Origin of the sequence: Moorena sp. SIO4G3, assembly GCF_010692305.1 — a bacterium.
Lineage (GTDB): Bacteria > Cyanobacteriota > Cyanobacteriia > Cyanobacteriales > Coleofasciculaceae > Moorena > Moorena producens_A.
The window spans coordinates 24,612-45,369 of record NZ_JAAHIG010000032.1 but is presented as its reverse complement, the minus strand read 5'-3'; the positions used below and the strand labels follow the sequence as shown (position 1 = coordinate 45,369).

The following is a 20,758-nucleotide window of genomic DNA, read 5'->3' as shown; positions in this document are numbered from 1 at the left end:
CAAGTTGCTAGTGCTCGTGGCAATGGTTTGTATTGTAGTTGCTCAGATAAGATAATTCGCCTCATTGCACCTTCATTCTATAATTGCCTTGTCACTTTAACAAGCCGTCAAAATCTTAACATACTCCTAAGAGTATGGGAATGCAAACCCTAAACTTTTGTTAAGACGTTGTTGAGCCTTCAGGGCTGTTTCGTGCGTTTTCAGCATAGTTTTTGAGTAAAAACCCTAATCACTGCCAAGGTCAAACTAGACGCTAATGCTTGACTTTGGAATCCTGAAAAGTTATGAGGGGATTGGCACACTATCTATAGTGTTAATCATAGTTATGAGGTACATTCGAGATAGTTACCCCTACTCCCTATGGAGTTTATTAATTACATCAGCATAAGCGATCGCTGCTGTTTCCCACTTGGGCAAATTAGTACTGATCTCGGCTAGTTCTCTTTCAAGGCAGCCATTACCTTCAAAGGCTGCCTCCCTAGGCTGATCAGGGTCAACGGTAATGATGGCAGAACCCCCCCAGCTTTCACACCGGCTTGATTCCTAAAAGAGACCACCAGCAAGCCACCAAATGATTGGGCTTCCGCAATCGGTAGTTGAGATTAATCCTAGGGTGGGCAGTGCCTGCTAACGGGCTTTTTCAGCTGATCTGATTTGTATTAAGCACTGCCCACCCTACATGAACTGATAACTGATAGCTGATAGCTGTTGGCGTAGCCCATAACCTATCAATTTAGCATTCGGTTTTTTAAAATTTATTCTCAAATTACCTCCCCAAAAAAAAGTTTTTAAAACCCTTGACAATTCAATATATAATCATTATAATAATTACTGTAAACACAAGTGATGTTTTTAATCATGTCTACAGACTTTATTCCGAATCACGACAACAATCATGAAGATTCTAACCCAAAGAAAAAACGTATTAAGTACATTAAGGGCTCTCCTGAAGCCGTAATTAATACTATTTACAGCCTTTATGCACTGGGGTATGCAGAGGTTTCCGAGTGGAGCCCTTTGCAGCCCACGGGCATTCCAGGGCAAGTAATTAGTTTTGTAACCAAGTCTTCGACTTGGCGTTAATAGGTTGTCTTGATGCAGTCGCTCATGGGGGAAACCCCCAAGACCGCGCTGCATCGCTAAATTTATGGGGGGTTTCCCCCCCGGTCAAAGGCTCGGGTTTGTTCGGGTAGGATCACATCCGGATTGATTCGGAAACTGATAGACATGACATAGCGTTTGTAGCACTGAAATAGCCGTGGATAGTATTTCTACGGCTATTTTTTTTGTAAGCATATGCGCTACGGGCACGCTGGGCGAACAGTTATCAGCACTCAGCAGTCAGCTTCGGATTGGGGCTACTTATGGGCTGAAATTATTACCTAGTATTGCGCAACTTATTAGTTGAGCACTATTGAGAACTACTATCCTGCCCCCCGTCTTTAGACCGGAGAGTGTCAACATAGGCTTGTCTTAAAGTTGTCAGATTATAGTCGTGTTTTAAGATTGAGCTGTCACGAACGTTGTACTTAATCTCTTGTAAGAAGAGCAGTTCAACCACGGACGGAGCCAATTCGGGGTTTTCCATGGCAGTTTCAAACAGCCACTTGGTGTCGCGGATGAAAAAGAAGTCCAACATAGTAATTGACTAATCAGTAAGATGCACCTGTGTGATCAGCTGTGCGGGTATACACAGCTGCTAATGGTTTATCTCATATTTGTAAAAAATCAGGAAAGAATGTGCTGGATATACACAGCTACTATTGATTAGGTTCAGGTAAAGTGGTTGAAAATTTCTTTATCTCATTTAACCCGCCCTTGGATTGGGATGTTGGTTTTTGTTACTGATGGGATAGCGTAGCGTGGCCGTAGGCCAATCGCTTTTAGCGCAGCAAAGCTGATCGCAAGGGGGGGGACGGTAGCCTCATAAGGGTAGGTTTTTTACAATTAAGAAGAGTTAGGAGAGAATGAAGAGTGAAAAGTCTTGAAGGAGACTACCACGAAGCGACCAAATGATGCGGCTTCGGCAATCGGTAGTGCAAATCCCTCCCGGTCAGATAGAAACACTACTGCTGTTGCCTCTCGATACCATTGAGCCAGAATGCGATGAAGCGTTTCGGCAAAGCCGACGCTACGCGAACGCAAAGCGTGGCCTACCGCCTCAGCTTCCGCGCTTATGCGATTGGCCGTAGGCCACGCTACGCGAACGCACTATGTGACCATGATACTGAACCCAAGGCAAGCTCTCAATTGACTTGAGGAACGCTTCACCCCTAGTTTGGGTCGAAGTATTAATCCCTGCTAGGGCTTACCAAGTTTAGTTGGTGATCAGTAATTAGTGTACGGCAATTTTCCTGGAGTCCAGTTTTGGGTAAGTCCTGTTGCCTTGATTAGACCTAGGTGTGGAAATTGGTTTCAGCTCAAGTGGAGCAAGGCTTCCATAATCTTGTTCACCCAATGGTCTAGGTCAGTTTTGTGAAGTTTCGAAAAAAAATCGTTCCTCTGCATAAAACCTAGGCTGACCCCCGAAAAGTTTTTAGAAGCTAACAATTAAGAGTTTTTCAGTATGCACACCAAGACCTACAAACTCTACATATCAAATTCTTATCTTCGTCCAAACTAAGTTGATATTATATCAAATCCGGTTAATCACTTCCCAAATCAGACAACCCAATCTCAACGACTACTGGTAGGGTGCGTTACTAACTAAACTTACCACTTATCGAGTTTGGAGTCCAGTTTTGGGTAAGTCCTGTTGCCTTGATCAGACCATTGTGTGGAAATTGGTTTGAGCTCAAGTGGAGCAAGGCTTCGGTGAATATTGTTCACCCCTATATCTAGGTAAGTTTTGAGAAGTTTCGAAAAAAAAAATCGTTCTTCGGCATAAAACTTAAGCTGACCACCGATAAGTTTTTAGAAGCTAACAATCAAGGAGTTTTCAGTATGCACACCAAGACCTACAAACTCTACATATCAAATTCTGATCTTCGTCCAAACTAAGTTGATGTTAGATCAAATCCGGTTAATCACGTCCCAAATCATAAAACTCAATCTCAACGGAAATAAAGCATGATAATTGTCCTCAAAGCAGCCACTCCGACAGTCGAAATTGAACACATTAAACACGAACTGTCTCAATACAAAGTCAGCGTCGAAAAAATCATCGGCAAACACCGAGTGGTGATTGGTTTAGTCGGTGAAACGGCTGAACTCGATCCCTTAAAAATTCAGGCTGTCAGTCCTTTTATTGAAAAAGTCTCACGAGTTGAACATCCCTTTAAACGGGCAAGTCGAGACTTCCGACATGGTGAACCCAGTGAAATTATTGTTGAAACACCCAACGGTTCCGTTGCTTTTGGCGAACACAGTCCCATCGTTCAAACTGCCGGTCCTTGTTCGGTTGAAAATGAACAGATGATTGTCGAAACCGCCCAACAAGTTAAAGCAGCAGGTGCTCATTTCCTACGTGGTGGAGCCTACAAACCTCGGACTTCTCCTTATGCTTTTCAAGGACATGGTGAGAGTGGTTTGGAATTGCTGGCCATTGCACGTCAAGAAACCGGCTTGGGAATTATCACCGAGGTAATGGATGCAGCCGACATTGAAAAGATAGCAGCTGTTGCAGATATTCTCCAAGTTGGTGCTCGTAATATGCAGAACTTTTCTCTGTTAAAAAGAGTTGGTGCTCAAGAGAAACCGGTTCTGCTGAAGCGGGGAATGTCCGCAACCATTGAGGAATGGTTAATGGCGGCTGAATATATTTTAGCAGCCGGAAATTCTAATGTTATTTTGTGTGAACGGGGAATTCGCACCCATGACCGCAAATATACCCGCAATACCCTCGATTTATCCGTGATTCCTGTCTTGCGGACACTGACTCATCTTCCCATTATGATTGACCCCAGTCACGGGACTGGTAAAGCCGAATACGTCCCGGCAATGGCAATGGCCTCAATTGCAGCAGGAGCTGATGCTCTGATGATAGAAGTTCATCCCAACCCTTCCCAAGCCCTGTCTGATGGCCCTCAATCCTTGACGCCTCATCGCTATCAAGAACTGATGCAAGAAATGGCAGTTATTGGTGAAACAGTGGGTCGTTGGCCAGAAAAGTTAGCCCTCACCCCTTCATCCCCTCAAGCTACCCAAAAATTAAGTGCCATTGTTTAAATTTTGTTGTGAGTTGAAGTAAAAATTGAAGGCTAACTGAGATTGATTCAACTCACAATATCTCATCAAACAGGTCTTTTTGTCCAATTCTAGAGAAATAATGCAAATGAACGCTCAAACCCTAGTCTTAAGGCCAATTTTTTCCCAAAACTTTCCGAGAAAACGGAATTATATTCAACCTGTATTACTCAGCCCATTCCAGCGAATATTGCTGACGACAAACGGCACTGTTACGGATATGATTGAAGCCTATTCGGGGGAAGCAATCAAAATCAAAAAGCTGTTTGAAGACAAGATTCAGCTTGAAGAAGATATCCTGCCGATGAACCTCAAAAAAGGCACAGAAGTTATCGCTCGCAAAGTGCTACTTCAAGGTAAGATGAGTGACCGCAACTATGTCTATGCCGATTCAATTTTAGTTCTCGACAGACTGAATGAAAAAATGCGAACCCAACTGTTAGATACCAAAACTCCCATTGGTAAACTCTGGGTCGAGAACAAAGTGGAAATTTTCAAAGAAAATGTCGAACTTGGCAAAGAAGATGCAGGTGATTTAGCGGATTATTTCCAGATTGAACCCGAAGACAATCTCCTGTATAGAACCTACTGCGTCATCTCCAATAATCAGTACACCATGATGATTACAGAGAAGTTTCCGGAAAATAATTTTATGCGAAAGCTCTAATAGTATTGGTTAATTTTATTGAAGAACTTCTGAAATTTTAAGATTTCATAGGAGGGCACTATGCTTAACAATCATTTCTCAACGAAGGTTTGCATTATAGGAGCTGGACCGGCAGGTCTATTATTGGCAAACATCCTACAGCAAAATAATATCCCGTGTATAGTAGTCGAAAAATGCAGTCGTGAGGAGGTCTTTTCCCGTGCCCGAGCGGGACTAATCGATCACAAGGCAGTAAGTATTCTGAAGCAGTATGGACTCGCCGACCGCTTGTTGAGAGAAGGAAAGCCCCATGGGAAGTGTGAATTCCGAAGCCCGGAATACAGCTTCTTACTCGAATACTCCAAGATGTGTGAGGGTCGAACGCACTATACCTATCCTCAGCAGGAGTTGTTGGTCGATCTGATTCAGAAGTTTCAAGAGGCTGGCGGAGAAATACGATTCAGCACGAAAGGTCTTGTGATTAAGAATAGCTATCCTGGGCAAGTCTCGTGTTACGACGAGATTAAACAAAGCACGATTGTTATTGATTGCGACTTCATTGCTGGATGTGACGGTTTTCATGGTATTGCCCGAAAATCAATTCCTTCAGAAGCCGTAGATATCTACTACAAAAATTACAATTTTTCTTGGCTAGCAATCACGGCTGCAGCACCTCCCTCAACCGAGCATATTATCTATGCAATACATCCTTATGGGTTTGCCGGTCATATGCTCAGGAACGAAAAAATTTCCCGTTATTACCTGCAAATCTCATTAGACGACAGCGTTGACAATTGGCCCGATGAACGTGTTTGGTCAGAACTCCATGTTCGACTTGCCAAAGATGGATGGTCACTGACCGAAGGTAAGATTACTGACAAGCAAGTGCTGAGGATGAGGAGCTATGTCTCGAACCCAATCCAGTACAAGAACCTTTTTCTTGCAGGAGATGCTGCCCACATTCTCACTCCCTCAGGTGGCAAAGGCATGAACCTAGCCATTCAGGATGCTGAGGTTTTGGGCAAATTAATGGTGAACTACTATCTAATCAGCCACAATGACTCTATCCTTCAACAATACTCAGCTATTCGTCTGCCAGAGATCTGGCAAACCCAGGAGTTTTCCCACTCGCTGCTTCATATGGTGAATATAGATGAACAAAATTCAGAGAATGACCGCTTCATGAAGCAGCTCCAACAGTCTAAGATATCTCAACTGATGAGTTTGAAGACATTTGCAGCAGACTTTTCCAGAAAATATGTTGGGAGTTTATCTGACTATAATGAGCTGGAAATGGCATGCTAATAATAATTCATCGCGTTTCTTTGGAAACTATTGATGCAAGCATTCAGCCACTCTAAATTTAACAGGTTGTACGACACTTCTTGTTAGATAAATCAAATCGTAAACTAGTTGTCCAAGTATTTCGTTTAGGAGGTTTTTATGACACTTAATAATTCAGATACTTTCAAAATGTTTGATGCAATTGTCATTGGCGGCGGACCTGCTGGAGCAACTTGTGCATACAAGATAGCAGCGAATGGTCACTCAGTTCTTTTATTGGAAAAGGCAAAGTTTCCCCGATTTCATATCGGCGAGTCGATGGTGCCCTACCTGTATAAGCTGTTTGAGATGATAGATATCTCTGACAAAATCAAGGAAGGTGGGTTTGTGCAGAAAAACGGAGTTGAATTCTTAACTGGGACAACTGGAGATTTGAGGCGGCAGAATTTTGGCAATGTGGCAAAAGGGCAAACCCCCTTTTCATACAACCTTAATCGTGCCCGTTTTGACAAAATTCTCTTGGATCATGCTCAGGATACAGGGGCTCAAGTATTACAGGAAGCAGATGTCAAGAAACTCATATTCGATGGCGAACGACTTGCCGGAGTCGAATATCAGTATCAAGGTTGCAGACATGAAGCCCGAGCGAACTTTGTGGTAGATGCTAGTGGTCGGGCTGGGTTAATTGCCAAGCATTTTAACCTAAGGAAAATGAATAATAAGCTGCAAAATGTTGCCGTTTTTCAACACTATAAGGATGTGGTTGCTGAAAACAATCCAGGTGTTGAAGGTGACGTGCTCTTCAGCTGTCATGAAGATGGTTGGCTCTGGGGGATACCTATTGAAACCAACGTGATGAGTGTTGGAGCTGTGATGCCATTAAGCATTCTAAAACAGAGCAATCCCGAGGAAATTTTCAAAGCACATTGCGATCGCTCTCCCCGCATTAAGAGTGCGATAAAAGGCGCAACTCCCTTGTTTAATAAACCGAAAGTAGAATTAGATTTTTGCTATTATTCGGAGCAGTTCACTGGACCTGGATATTTTATTGTTGGCGACGCAGCTTGCTTTGTAGATCCAGTATTTTCTGGGGGTGTTTTTCTCAGCATGCTCTGTGGACTGAAAGCAGCTGAGGCAATACACGAAATTTTTGAGGGTAAGGATGATTTGGAGGCATGTCAAGACTTTGAAAACTTATGCAAAACAGGGTACGACTCCTACTTCCGAGTGGTCTACTCTTACTACTATGAATTCAACAGAGACATGAATAAGATGGGTCTAAACTTACCCGGCGGTTTCCGCTTTGTACTTCAAACGTTTGCCGGGGATTTCTGGGCTGAACGAGACCAGCCTGTATTGAGCTACCTACGTTCTAAAAAAGAATGGGATACCTTCGAGCAGCCTTTTGAGCGCATTTACGATTGCCCGATTTATCCAGATACTCATTACAAAGCTGCAGATCCAGCAAGCTTTACACCCCCAGAAGATTTTCTTGAATCAATTAATACACAGACACAAACAGAGACACAAAAGGCGGCAGTTTTGTAGACAGGTTGAGTCAGTTCAACCGTATCAATGGTGAGCATATTTAGGGTTTGCTAAAAAAGTCTTTTGGTATTGGTAGGAGTCAGCGAGTGTGGAGTCAGGAGTTAGGAGAAATGGGAATTATATAGGAGGTAGGAGGAAGAATTATCCCTTGATTTTTCTGCCCTTGTCTGCCCAAAATCCTAACTTTTTGAGCTTTTTGGACCGAAAAGCTGGCACTTTTTTCGACCAGAAAATGCTAAAACCTTTATCTGTCAATGCTTTGAGAGTTAATCAGCAAGCCCTATTTAAGCTCACCAACCAGGGAAGCCAGAGTAAAAAAGCTTTCAATACAGAGCTTAGGATATCCTGGATGTCCAAACTGTATGGAATTGTCAAGGTTTTGTACTTAAAGTGAATGAAATGGAGGTAACAATGAAACGACTAGAAGGAAAAACAGCACTGATTACTGGTGGAAGCACCGGAATTGGCTTTGCAACAGCAAAACTCTTTACTCAGGAAGGTGCCCGAGTTGCGATTATCGGTCAGCACGAGGGTCGGCTCTCGGAAGCGTGCACTCGGATTGGCCCGGATACGCTCGCGATTCGAGCCGATGTGAGTCAAGTTGCTGACATTGATGCCATGGTAGTTGAGGTCAAGGAACACTTTGGAGGACTTGACGTGTTGTTCGTTAATGCGGGGATCGCGAAACTTGAGCCGATGATGCAGGTTGACGAAGCTTTGATTGATGAGATATTCAAGATTAACTTTAAAGGTGCTTTCTTCACCGTGCAGAAAGTTGCGCCGATTATGGGTGAATCAGGCAGCATAGTGCTCAATACCTCGGTCAACAACCAGATGGGAATGGTTGGGTCGAGTATCTATGCGGCATCGAAGGCAGCACTGCGATCCCTTGCCCGCACTCTTGCTGCTGAACTGATCGAGAAGGGCATCAGGGTAAATGCGGTTAGCCCAGGACCAATTCAAACGCCCATTTATAGCAAACTCGGAGTACCGCAGGAGCACCTTAAAGAGTTTGCCACTCAGCTTCAGCAGAAAATCCCAATGCAGCGGTTCGGAGAAGCTGATGAAATTGCCAAGGCAGTCCTATTCCTTGCGTCCGAAGAATCGTCATTCGTGCTTGGTGAGGAACTAGTGGTCGATGGCGGATGGACGGAGGTGTAATTTTATTTACGGTAATTTCTGAAACCACCAAATAGCTGGGTTTTTTCCCAAAGCTTGATTATCGATAGTTCTGAATTAATACACAGGACTTACGCACACAATCCATGGGTAGGGTGGGCAAAACCTTGCCCACCCTACAGGTAGAGTTAAATTGAGGGATTTGCGTAAGTCCTAAATACAAATAGATCAGGTCAAAATCAGGCTTTGGGAAGGTGGTTTTAACAGCGACCTGCGCGTAGCACAGATCCGCTTTCCGGTGCACACAAGAAAAAAAGATGCAATCAAAAATTTGCCGAGCGACTTAAAAGAACAAGATAAAATTAGGGAAAATGAAAAACAATCAAGATTTAAAAACCATCAATAAGCCGGCAGGGATTGACGTCAGGAGTCCGGCAGGGCTTGAAAGAGTCAAAGCATTATTTGAACAACAGCAGATTTCTCCAGAGACACCACCAGACAGTAGCCTGGAGTCAATCGCAATATCGGGGGGTGTGTATACTTTTCTTGCAACTGGCGAAGATACCTACGGGCAGTACGCTCTATTCGATTTTCTGGTTCCGCCCCAAGCTGGACCTCCACCCCATATACACACCAGAGAAGATGAGGTATTCTATGTTGTGGATGGGGAAATCAACTTTCAGGTGGGGAACCAGGTTTTTACGGGAACCGCCGGAGACTTTATCCCCTATACCAGAGGTCAAGTCCACGCATTCAAAAACCTGGGGACGGAACCAGCAAGAATGTTGGTAATCGCTGCTCCTGCAGGACTTGAAAACTTTTTCAGGCAAGCAGGTCAGCCTGTTTCAGACCCGTCGAATATACCAGTAGATAATATCCCAAAAGTAGTGGCAGTTGCCCCCAACTTCGGTCTAGAACTCTATCCAGAGGCTGCACTGATTGGTAAGCCTATCATTGAAGATGGCGGCATTACTCTATACGGAGATGAAAGGAGTGAAATCCTGATCGGAAGTGAAGGTAGTGACCTCATCATCGGCAGAAATGGTGAGGATCGATTTTATGGGGAGCAGGGTAATGACACAATCATCGGCGGAACTGGTCGAGATCTAATCTATGGAGGTGAGGGGGACGATCTCCTCTCAGGTCGCGAAGGGAATGATACCCTCACAGGAGGTGGTGATCAAGACACGTTTATAGTTCGTCGTGGTGCAGGCACAGACACCATCACTGATTTCGGCGGTGTAGGCACAGGAGTTACTCCCTCGGATGCCGTGATTGCAGAAGTCGATACACTGAAGTTTGAGGGGCCATCGCTGAGTGCAGAGAACATGCTTCTGAATCAGGATGAAAATGATTTGATCATCACCTTTGAAGGGGTTGAGAACACTGGGGTCATCCTGCAGGATTTTGCCCTGGAAAACCTAGATAACCTTACTAAAGCTACAGGTGCGTCGGAGGATATCGGCAACATTCTGTTTGACGGACAGACTAAAGTTGAAGATAGCTTTGATGTCTTTAATGCGAACCAACAAAGGGGCAAAGTTTTCAATAAAAACTCGGTCACATTCCTCAACGACCTTGACAATAACACCCAAGGCTTTAATGACTCCAATGATGTCATCAACGGCCAGGGTGGCAATGATAAACTGAAAGGGTTGAGTGGTGACGATTTGCTTCGGGGCGGTACTGGTAATGATATCCTGAAAGGCGGCAGGGGTGACGATTTGCTTCGGGGCGGTACTGGTAATGATATCCTGAAAGGCGGCAGGGGTGACGATTTGCTTTGGGGCGGTACTGGTAACGATATCCTGACAGGCGGCAGGGGTGACGATTTGCTTCGGGGCGGTACTGGTAACGATATCCTGACAGGCGGCAGTGGCCGCGATCGCTTTGTGCTTGCCGCTGGAGCCGGGACTGACACAATTACTGACTTTACTAGTGATCAGGATCTGATTGAACTCTCCGCTGGTCTAGGGTTTGCGGAGCTGAAGATTACTCAGGGCACTCACGAGCTTGCAAATGATACTTTGGTCAGTCTCACGACCAGCAATGAATTATTGGCAATTTTGACTGGGGTAGAAGCTAGCACCATTACCAGTACTGACTTCAGTATTGTTTAGCTTTATCGAGCACTCATCCCCAAAAAGGGATGAATGCCCAGTGAGCAATTCTCAAAAAATTCTAACGTCTTAAAACAGAGGCGTTGCTTAATAATGGAATGATTTTAAGAGTGAGGTGGAATGGGCATCTTGGTGGGATGGGTATCTTGCCGTGTAACAGGCATCTTGCCCGTTACAATTCCCAGGCGGGCAGGATGCCCACCCCACTCATATTAATTCCGCCCCTCAGCAATGCCAAAAGGGACCGTTGACAATCGCCTCTTATTCTCTCAACTCTACTGAGACAGGAGCATTGGCAATCCAAACCTAACCCCAACCGTGACAAGCACAGGAGAAGAACCCTAGCATTCTCTGACTCATGTTACGCAACTGTTCCACTACGACTTAAACCCCGAGTAGCCCGAGTATGCTTGAGCAAAAACGAAATCGACGAACCGTAAAAAGCAACATCAAGAACCAAATCAAATTGATCTGCCAGTTGTTTTGTCTGGTTGCCAAGGTTATTTTTTCGAGCCGTTCCATCCGCTTTAGTTTACTATGCACTATCTTTATATGGACTGTATGGTTAACTGCAATTGGACCTAGTCGAGCACTTTCCAATTTGTGTGCTAACTGGGAATTTGCCTTCACAATGGTCTTTGGTTCCATGGTTGCAGGAGCGACAAGTATGGGAGGAGGGGCAGTTGCTTTTCCAGCTTTAACAAAGTGGCTTCACGTCTCTCCCCCCGATGCAAAACTCTTTTCTTTAGCTATTCAAAGTATTGGCATGAGTGCGGCATCTTTTACGATTGTGGCTATGAAAACTCCAGTAGAATGGAAGTTAATTCGTTGGGTGAGTTTAGGGGGAATTCCAGGTATTTTTATGGGAACAGCTTTTCTGGCTCCTTTACTTCCTCCCGAAGTGATTAAAATTTCATTTACAATGATGGTGAGCAGTTTTGCCCTCATTTTAATTCACTTAAATTTAACTAATACTGAACGGAAATTGAGGATTGAACACTGGGGGAAACGAGAAAAAAGTTTATCTCTAGTCGTCGGATTAATGGGCGGTATGATTAGTGGGTTAGTTGGGAGTGGAATGGATGTTTTTGCCTACTCTGTAATGGTGTTACTGTTTGGCTTGTGTGAGAAAATTAGCACTCCAACTTCGGTGATTTTGATGGCAATTAATGCCATCACAGGCTTTTTAATTCATAACTTTATCCTGGGGGATTTTGTCACTCCAGTCAGTAATTATTGGTTAGCGGCGGTTCCGGTTGTGGTAGTGGGTGCGCCAACCGGAGCAATTCTTTGTAGTCTGATGAAACGCCAAATGGTGGTTTGGATTTTGATTAGTTTAATTGTAATTGAATTGCTGACTTCTTTACTGTTGATTCCGCTCACGACATCCGTAGTTTCGGCTGGATTGTTTGCCCTGATTTTATTTACTTCATTTTATTATCTGATGTATCGCACAAAACTGAGACGCGCTTAATTGAGTGATTCTTGGTTTCATCATTAGACTTCTGGCAGAAGTCGGGAACAGGGAACAGCGGATCACCGGAACAGTGGACAAGAATTGACGCAAAGGGATGCATCGCTTTTGAAATTAGGCAAAAATTCGGGCGAAAATTCCCACACTCCCTGCGCCCGGGCCCCGCGCCCCTCATAAGGGTAGGTTTTTTACTTTGACCTCAGGTGTGGGGTGTGGGGTGTGGGGTGTGGGGTGTGGGGGATAAGAAAGCGATGCATCGCTTCTTCGTTGTTTTCCTTTTCCTCTCCCTCTAGGTCGTCCCATGTTTTACCCAAATGTAAAAAACCTACCCCTGTGAGGGCCCCACACTTCCGATCTTTTTTACAAATATGAGATGCACCCGATGGGGAGATGGCCAGATGGGGAGATGGGGGAGGTTTTTATTAAGGGTAATTATCCCGACATGATATCAGAGTTGATATAGCAGTCGCCAGGGCAGTTAGGACATGACAAAAGTCTCAAACCTAAATAAGCGCAAGAGTTTGACTTCTGACTTCTGACTTCTGACTTCTGACTTCTGCTATATCATGTCAGGATTAGAAATACTTTTCAGCTGAGCAACCGCAGACCAAGGCAACCATTCCCCCCCGCCAACATGCCCAGCCGTGTCAACCCGACATCGATTCATGGAACAAAGCCTATAAAGGGGAGAAACTTTGCCTAGAATAACTCAAATTAGGCAACGTTTCTATTGATCTAATCTGCTCTTGCTTACAAATGTTTACATCTTGTTCAATTTTGCACGTATTTCTTCAAAACCCCATGATCATCATCTGGATCGTCTTGAGACCGGTCTTCTTGTACCCGGTGACACAGAGGAAGAGGGGTTTTTACCTGTAGGGTACTTAGGCTTTGATTTCTTAGTAACATTGTCGGAGATCATTTTTACCCGGCGTAGTATCATCAAATCATTCTTAATAGATACAGACTTCGTAGGTAACTCTTTATTGATTTCAGTTATGGCTTTGGAAATATCAGGTTGATTGCCATTATTAGCAAATTTAAGCTTGAGTGCATCACCTAACTTGTTAGCAATTTTAGTTAACCCTGCTTCTGTGCTATCGTTATACTCTCCTAGCTTAAATTTAATTAATGTAGCCGTTGAATCATCATTATCTGTAGCGTTAACTTTTTGGATGGTGATATCAGATAAATTCATTTGGAAATGATGTGCCATAAAACCTTTTACTGGTGCTGGAATCCTGGTTGGTGGTATCATTTTACTTTCACCGATCATCTTCCATTGTTCTAAATCGTTATTAAAGTTGAGTCGATCTTCTGGTCTTCCCTGATTTTGGATCCAACTTGGTAAATCTGTTACACTTTGAGGAGATAGAGTCCATGTTAAACCATTCCAATCGGCGATTTTAAAATCTTCGCCGTTAAACCCTCTTGCTCGAATCATTGTTCCTGGTGAGAGTTCAGAGCTGCTTGGGGAATAAGTTGTGCGCAGCATACCTGCATAGGATTTTTTGCCATCAGTTTGAGTACCATATCTGGGTAGATTGTTATTAGTATTAGGAGTCAATTCATGATAAACTCCAGGAGTGGTAAGTTCTTTTGCCATTTTTTTGAGTTCATCGTTGTCATCTCTGTTGGCATCATTGGCGATCGCCTCTAGCTTGGCTTTCACTGTAGGATCGAGAGGTATCTTGGCATTATCTTTGATCTCGTTTGTTATTGGTGTGGTGACATAGTAAACAAAGGGCAATGCTTGATCTCGACCACCTACTGACATTAAATAAGGTTTAACTGTTTGTCCTGAAGCATCTTGGTATTGGTAATTTAGTCCAAATCGCTGGATGGTTTCTCCGGCAGATAATTGTTGAGAATACTGATTAAAGTTACTGAAGCCACCCAATGTTAGAGCTCCAGGGTCTGTTCTGACCAGCTTTGCGAGTTCGGTTTTGGAGATTACTTTTGTAGACATTTCAATACTCGAAGCTTGCTGCAAGCGAGTATAATTGTCATAAAGCAAACGAGTAATAATTTCTATATCACTGTCGTTATAATTTTGTGGTTCCTTTGTACTGAGATCGTTTTGAAAAGCTTTTACTAACTTGTCACCGTATTGTTTAATCTCACTATTTGTCCCTTGACCTTTGGCTATCTTCTGAGCAGTGTCAAAGGGAACAGATGCAAAGTGACCGTACTTGTCCGCAATTTGTCGATATACCTCAATATCTGTGCTCGGGGTGTTAGCTTTATCTTTCCAGCGTCGAGCAATCTCAGTAAGCTTATTAATAGTAATTTCGCTACTCTTGTGATTACTTCTGACGTAGTTGTCCATTCGGGCAAGCAATAAAGGATTGGAATCCTCTAACAGTTTATTTTGTTTATCGGAAAACTTCGGTACTTCTAAAGTAGCTTCTGAAAAGTCTAAATTTTGCCAACTAATATAGTTATTAGTGTTGTCGGTTTTGAGCATAACTTGCTTCTTTTCTTCATTGCACTTATCGATCTCTGCTTGAAACTTGTTCCTCTCACTATCATCAGTGGCTTCGTTGAGTTGTTTTTGCCATTCCCATTGCCTATTATTGATCTCGTTCACGTCTGCAAGTGCTTGATCAGTCAGGCGATGAATAGTGATTTTATCAACCTTAGGGTCATTGGTAAAAGGTTGCATCCGCTGACGCAGCTCAGGTAATTCTACGTTCCAGAAAACTGTGGATGCAGCAATATTTTTCGGAAGAAAGACATGGACTTCACCCTCAGCATTAGAAGCAAATTCTTTAGACACGCTAGCCCAGACATGATATTGATTGTCCCATATATAACCAATTTGCTCATCCATTTCAGTGGTAATCTTCAGTTTATCCCAAAGTTCACCAATTTTTGTTTTATTGAGAGTTTCGGCATTTTCATCCGTAACTCCAGCACTTCTGAGAATTTCTTTGTCTTCAGCAGCAAACCGACCAATGGCATAGGAACTCCACAATAGAGTTGAACCCTGAGCAGCTACTGGACCAAATGCTCGAATAAACTCGGATACTTCTGCGTGAAAGGCTTCAACTAAGTTTTGTCTTCCTTTTTCCCCTGCTGCTCCACCTTCATAGAAATAACCGTAACCTGGTCCTATGCCTTCGACTCGATTGTTGTATAAAGCTTTAACAAAGGTCCGAAAATAGTCGTCAGCTCTAGTTTGATTTATACTTCCACCTGGGTGTTCTGTAACTTTATCAATAAAATCATTTTTATATTTCTCTGTCATTTTTTCCAGAAAGTTTTCCAGAGAAATAATTGTCTTGTTGGCAACGTTAGCTTCAGGCATAATTCTTAATCTCCTAATTGAATAGCTGTCAGTAATCAGCAATCAGCAATTTAGCGGCGTATGATGGGCGATTAAAACCCTCATCAACGCCTACCACTAATTAGTGACCTTATAGTTTTTGCCTACTAGATATAGTGTCTTTGCGTAAGTCCTGAGCTAGTTAAAATTGCTTTGGACTTTGATCAGGATATAGGAATGCTATATCCATTTCCAGAAATCTACATTTTCTGTGGTTTGAGGATAGCCTAACAAGCTATGATCAAACTTTGGTTTATTTCGGGCGAGTTCCTCTTCTTAGTGTAGAGCCAAGGGATGGTTTACCTGTATAGTGCTTAGAGTTGTTGTTCTTCCTCGGTTTAACCGGAGCTTTTGGTCGGCGTCCCATCATTACATCAGTCTTCATAGGTCCAGACCTGGTAGTTAACTCACTATTGATTGCAGCTATGGCTCTGGGAATATTAGATTGATTGTCATGACTGGTAAATTTAAGCTTCAGTGTATCACCCAATTTGTTAGCAATTTTATTCAACCCTTCTTCTGAAGTATCATTATACTCTCCAGGCTTAAATTTAATTAATGTAGCCGTTGAATCATCATTATCTGTACTATTAACTCTTTGGATGGTGATATCATCTAAACTCATTTGGAAATGGTGCGCCATAAAGGCTCTTACTGGTTCTGGAAGATTGGTTGGTGGTGTAACTCTATTGTCACCTACTATCTTCCATGGTTTTAACTCTGCCTCAACATTGAGTTGGTCTTCTGGTCGTCCCCGATCCTTGAGCCAATCTGGTAAATCTACTGAACTTTGAGGAGATACAGTCCATGCCAAACCATTCCAATCAGCTATTTTAAAATCTTCGCCGTTAGGTCCTTTGGCTCGAATCGTAGCTCCTGGTGAGAGTTGAGAGTTGGAAGTGGAATAAGTTGCTCGCAGCATACCTGCATAGGAGCTTTTGCCATCAGTTTGAGTACCATATCTGGGTTGATCATAGGTATACTGAGGAGTAAGTTCATGATAAACTCCTACAGCAGTGAGTTCTTTTGCCATTGTTTTGATTTCATCGTCGTCGCTTCTTCGGGGGTCATTGGCGATCGCTTCTAGTTTCGCTTTCACTTTGCGGTCGAGGGGTATCTTGGCATTATTTTTGATCTCCTCTGTCATGGGTGTGGTGACATAGTAAACGAAGGGAAGTGTTCGATCTTGTCCAGCTGCTGACATCAGATAAGGTTTGATCATTTCTCCAGAATCATTTTGATATTGGTAATCTAGTCCAAATTGTCTGATTACATCGCTGGCAGGTAATGTTTCCGAATACTGATTAAAATTACTGAACCCAGTCAATGTTGGGTCTCCCGATTCTTTTTTGAGCAGATTTTCAATTTCGGCTTTGGAGATGACCTTCATATAAGTTTCAGTATCCGAAGCTTGTTGCAAGCGAGTAGAATTTTCATGGAGCAGACGAGTAATAATTTCCAGATCACTGTCGCTGTAATTTGATGGGTCTTTTTTACTGAGAGCATTTTGAAAAACTTCTACTATCTGATTAGTATATCTGTCGAGCTCATTTGCCGTCGCTTTTCCTTCTGCTATCTTGTTAACAGTTTCGTTGCGAGTGATACTACCCAGTCCGTAGTTCTGAAGAATTTGAGCAAGTACTTTAGGATAACTATCAGGTAGTTGAGATTTATCTTGGTCTGATTCTCCTTCCCTTGTGATTTTACCCATTTGTACAGCGATATTATTGGCAGTAATATTGCTGAACTTATTGTTCATTAGTTGCTGGTAATTTCCTTGCCTAGTAACATCACTCCCTATGGTGACATCCAAGGAAATCAAGCGAGGGTCTCGTCGATTGACCACAATTTGGCCACTTACACCATCCTGGAGGTAAACCTTGGGATTTCGGCGACATTCATCAATGTAATTATCATCGAGCAGTTGTAGTGTAGTTCCTTTGCGCTTAATCTCATCCGGAGATTGCAGCAGGTCATTTAAAGAATTGCTAGCATAATCTAGGGCATAGACTTGCTTGAGAATGTCAAGCTTATTTGGACTTGGTCTGTTAGCATATTCTGCTTCTGCCCATGTTCGCAAACTATTGATATCTTGATTAACTGTTGCTGGGACTCTGTATTCTATGGCAAACTCAGTTGCTGCTCTAGACAGTACCATGTTCACATATTCTTTCAAATCTCGAGTTCTGAAGTTGTTGACAAAGCGTTCGTCAGAGTTTTGTTTGAATACTAGATAACGCTCGTTCATCACTTGATCGAAAGCACTCACAAGTTCTCCGTATTTGCCTTGTGGATCCCTGCGATAATTTGCCAACGCTGTATTCCAGGCTTGGGTCACTGCCGATTTGTTAATTTTGTTAAGATTGTCAGTCATTTCGTGAGCTGCATTAGTATTCTCTTTGCTCAACTGGTCAAACAACCTCCGTAAAAAGGATTCTTCCTTTGTCTTAAATTTTTCCCAGTCTTCGTTCCGTTCTCCTAATTTGAAGCCAGTATAGATATCACGTATATAGGTAATTGTGTTATTAGCAATAAATTCCCAGCGGTTACGGGTAGCGGTCCGACCTACACCGCCACCTATTTTGAGGGTAACACCTTGCCCAGTCTCAATTGGTACTTCAGCACTCAAGTCGCGGGTATACTCATCAGAAATTCGTATATACTGAAGATAGTATGAACCAGCATTCTCGGCTAAACTAAACTCTATTTTGTTAGTTTCGCCATCTTCCAAACTAGGTTCTAATCGAACTGTATCGTTGCCAATAGTTGCGTCTACTATCGACTCATCAATATTCAGGTTTGTCCTGCTGTTCAGCTGTTGAATAACTCCTTTAATTGTATCCTGTAAAGATTCGGTACTTGAAAGTTTAATTTCTACTGAAATCCCCTTACCTTCAGTGTACTCGTTATCAGCTTTGAGAATCTCGGTATAGGTTGCTTCTACTGATAAAGAACCAGCAATGGAGGAAATTACATCCCCCCCGACAGTAAAGGAAGCTGCCTGAGAAATTTCTTTACCTAGGGCAATTTGTTTAGCATTAAATACTTGATTAAGGTCATCTGATGGAATAAAATATTGAGGAGTTTTGAGTAACGTTTTAAAATCCTGCAAATAATCATTAAACTCATAATCCCAGTTCAAAGGAGTTTGTCCCTCAGGAAAGCTGTCATAATACAAATTAGCTAACTGTGAATATTGTACACTGATAGCTTTGAGATACTCGGCACGACTACCTACGTTATCACCCTTAAATATTTTCGCTTTAACAGATATACCTCGGTCTTTCTTGAATTTTTCTAGTCGTTCTTTAACTTCCGGGGGTGAATCTGGACTATCCTTACGGTTCGCTAATTGGGTAAATTCCTGATATTCCCAGTACAAATGACGCAGGGCATCTTTGAGTTCATGACGCAATTCTCGGAGGGCGTATTGGTTTTCCAAAGTGGGATTTGACTTGATGTCTGTTTTCAGAGCATTAATACCAACCTGTAAATTCTCAAGTTTTTCAGCACCCTCACGGCCTTGATATACAGTTTCGGTATCTCCTTCCTGAATAGTAAAATTAACATACTCTGGTTTTTTGATGCTATAAATTACTGAAGGCGATCTGTGCTCTAACATATTGTCGATAAAGTTGATCGTACGGGAGCTGGTCTCTAACTTCAGTTTATCCGTTCTGCCGATACCCAATTCTAGGAAACCTGTATTGAGACCCAATTCACTGCTACCGGATACTGCACGAAAATTTGTAGTTCGGTAGTCAACCGTTGATTCTGGGGGTATGGTAAAACTGTCACTTGTATCTATCAAACCTAGAAGTTGTGCATTGTCATTCAGTTCTGATTGCCTTTGACGTGCTTCCTCACGGAGATTAAGAGCTTGCCTCTGACGGTATAATTTCTCGAAAGGAGTTAGATTGAGTGGATTTTTGTTAGCACTGTATTGTATCATAGCGGTGCTAATACGGCTAGTTTCTGCCTGTACAAAATCCTCGATTCTGTTATAAGTACGTTTCTGTCCAGATTGTATGTCTCCTGTCAATTTTGCTGATGCAGATAAGGTTTCTTCGTCATCTGACCCTAGGTTTCCACCTAAACTTAAAGAGACAAGTTTGCTATTTTCTACCTGGATACGGCGATCGTTGTTGACGGTAATTGAGTAAGATAATTCACCACCAAGGGTGACACCACCTGTGAGAGCAGATAAGATACCGAACTCAGCTCCTAAACTTAAGTTAACTTGAATTTTTTGTGAATTTCCTGGTTTGCTTAAAAGAGGGGTAAATTGCTGGTTTAGCTGTTCCCGTATTTGCTGAGTTATTTTCTCTGATAAACTAGCACGGGCGTTGAGGTCTAAAAGTGTGAGAGTTCTTTGATATGTGTTATCTGGAACTGTTTTAGACAGAGTTTGCAGAGACTTGTATAAAGCTTTTTTTTGTTCTTCTGTAGGTGGACTGCTCAGACTGTTCAATTGGGTTTGAATTGTTGGTTTTACTGTGTTGAACTTTTGCAGTTTTCGGTTAATTTTTGAAACTAATTTATCTTGTTGTTTTTCTAGTTTTGGCCTGTCATTTTTGTACTTCTTTACAAGAGAGATTTTCGACTCTTGTTCCTGTTCAAATTGAGCCTTCGCTTCCTCTAAGGTTTTACCATCGAGTAATGTATCTCTGGTTAATCCTAGTGCTGTCAAAAGTCCTTGAGCGTCTGTGTTCAGTTCTGATCTCTCAGCTATGGAGTCTGGATCGCTTGCGCCCTCAAGGTCGTCTAATCGTTGTACAGTTGAGATATAGGATAGTTTGTAGCTTAAATCAGATATTTCTGATTCTAGCCCTACAATCTGTCTATCCTCTGCTGCAATTTGGGCTTTGATCTTATTCAGTTCACCTGGTTGAAAATTGTCTAACTTGGTGATAACTGTCTGCATCAAATTTTTAAATTGGTCAAAATCAGAAATATCGATTTGAGTTGTTTCAGTTGGCATGATGATTATTTCCTAAATATTTGTGGTAGTAAAGAAATAGCTTTTATAAGGTTGGGCTTCAAGGTGTAGATTC

13 protein-coding genes are annotated in these 20,758 nt (G+C 42.6%); 8 read left to right on the top strand and 5 right to left on the bottom strand.

From position 1 onward, the window contains the following. Window positions 1-858 precede the first annotated feature (858 nt). Window positions 859-1,083 carry a hypothetical protein gene (locus F6J99_RS08330; protein WP_070396630.1) on the top strand — a complete coding sequence of 75 codons (225 nt, stop codon included), beginning with the start codon at window positions 859-861 and terminating at the stop codon, window positions 1,081-1,083. A gap of 328 nt (window positions 1,084-1,411) precedes the next feature. On the opposite strand, the gene F6J99_RS08325 is transcribed toward F6J99_RS08330, so the two are convergent. Beyond that, window positions 1,412-1,588 (bottom strand): hypothetical protein, encoded by a 177-nt coding sequence (locus F6J99_RS08325; RefSeq protein ID WP_293112528.1) that lies wholly within the window; start codon window positions 1,586-1,588, stop codon window positions 1,412-1,414. Window positions 1,589-1,947: 359 nt separating this feature from the next. Continuing rightward, entirely contained in the window at window positions 1,948-2,145 is a 198-nt protein-coding gene (locus F6J99_RS08320) for a hypothetical protein (RefSeq protein ID WP_293112527.1), read from the bottom strand. A gap of 924 nt (window positions 2,146-3,069) precedes the next feature. Between F6J99_RS08320 and aroF the strand changes: the two genes are divergently transcribed. The 7 genes from aroF (at window position 3,070) to F6J99_RS08285 (ending at window position 12,376) form a co-directional block, all read left to right on the top strand. Beyond that, window positions 3,070-4,167, top strand: a complete 1,098-nt coding sequence (aroF, locus tag F6J99_RS08315; RefSeq protein ID WP_293112526.1) for a 3-deoxy-7-phosphoheptulonate synthase — start codon at window positions 3,070-3,072, stop codon at window positions 4,165-4,167. Window positions 4,168-4,267: 100 nt separating this feature from the next. Next, window positions 4,268-4,852: a chorismate pyruvate-lyase family protein gene (locus F6J99_RS08310; protein WP_293112525.1), complete on the top strand. Its 585-nt coding sequence runs from the start codon at window positions 4,268-4,270 to the stop codon at window positions 4,850-4,852. A gap of 60 nt (window positions 4,853-4,912) precedes the next feature. Beyond that, the gene (locus tag F6J99_RS08305; protein ID WP_293112524.1) at window positions 4,913-6,136 is read left to right on the top strand and encodes a 4-hydroxybenzoate 3-monooxygenase; all 1,224 of its coding nucleotides are present in this window, start codon (window positions 4,913-4,915) and stop codon (window positions 6,134-6,136) included. 138 nt (window positions 6,137-6,274) lie between these two features. Then, window positions 6,275-7,663, top strand: a complete 1,389-nt coding sequence (locus F6J99_RS08300; protein WP_293112523.1) for an NAD(P)/FAD-dependent oxidoreductase — start codon at window positions 6,275-6,277, stop codon at window positions 7,661-7,663. Between the two features lie 411 nt (window positions 7,664-8,074). Continuing rightward, window positions 8,075-8,824, top strand: coding sequence for an SDR family oxidoreductase (locus F6J99_RS08295; RefSeq protein ID WP_293112522.1), 750 nt, complete (start codon window positions 8,075-8,077; stop codon window positions 8,822-8,824). Between the two features lie 329 nt (window positions 8,825-9,153). Beyond that, on the top strand, window positions 9,154-10,902 hold the full coding sequence (locus F6J99_RS08290) for a cupin domain-containing protein (protein WP_293112521.1): 1,749 nt from the start codon (window positions 9,154-9,156) through the stop codon (window positions 10,900-10,902). A gap of 406 nt (window positions 10,903-11,308) precedes the next feature. Beyond that, window positions 11,309-12,376 (top strand): sulfite exporter TauE/SafE family protein, encoded by a 1,068-nt coding sequence (locus tag F6J99_RS08285; RefSeq protein WP_293112520.1) that lies wholly within the window; start codon window positions 11,309-11,311, stop codon window positions 12,374-12,376. A gap of 188 nt (window positions 12,377-12,564) precedes the next feature. Here the strand turns inward: F6J99_RS08285 and F6J99_RS08280 are convergent, their stop codons facing one another. The 3 genes from F6J99_RS08280 to F6J99_RS08270 all read right to left on the bottom strand — a co-directional run bounded on the left by F6J99_RS08280 (window position 12,565) and on the right by F6J99_RS08270 (window position 20,685). Further along, a complete protein-coding gene (locus F6J99_RS08280; protein WP_293112519.1) occupies window positions 12,565-12,690 on the bottom strand; it encodes a hypothetical protein in 126 nt (41 codons plus the stop codon). Window positions 12,691-13,184: 494 nt separating this feature from the next. Then, window positions 13,185-15,686 (bottom strand): hypothetical protein, encoded by a 2,502-nt coding sequence (locus F6J99_RS08275; RefSeq protein WP_293112518.1) that lies wholly within the window; start codon window positions 15,684-15,686, stop codon window positions 13,185-13,187. A 271-nt stretch (window positions 15,687-15,957) separates the two neighbouring features. Further along, window positions 15,958-20,685, bottom strand: a complete 4,728-nt coding sequence (locus F6J99_RS08270; protein WP_293112517.1) for a hypothetical protein — start codon at window positions 20,683-20,685, stop codon at window positions 15,958-15,960. Between the last annotated feature and the right edge of the window lie 73 nt (window positions 20,686-20,758).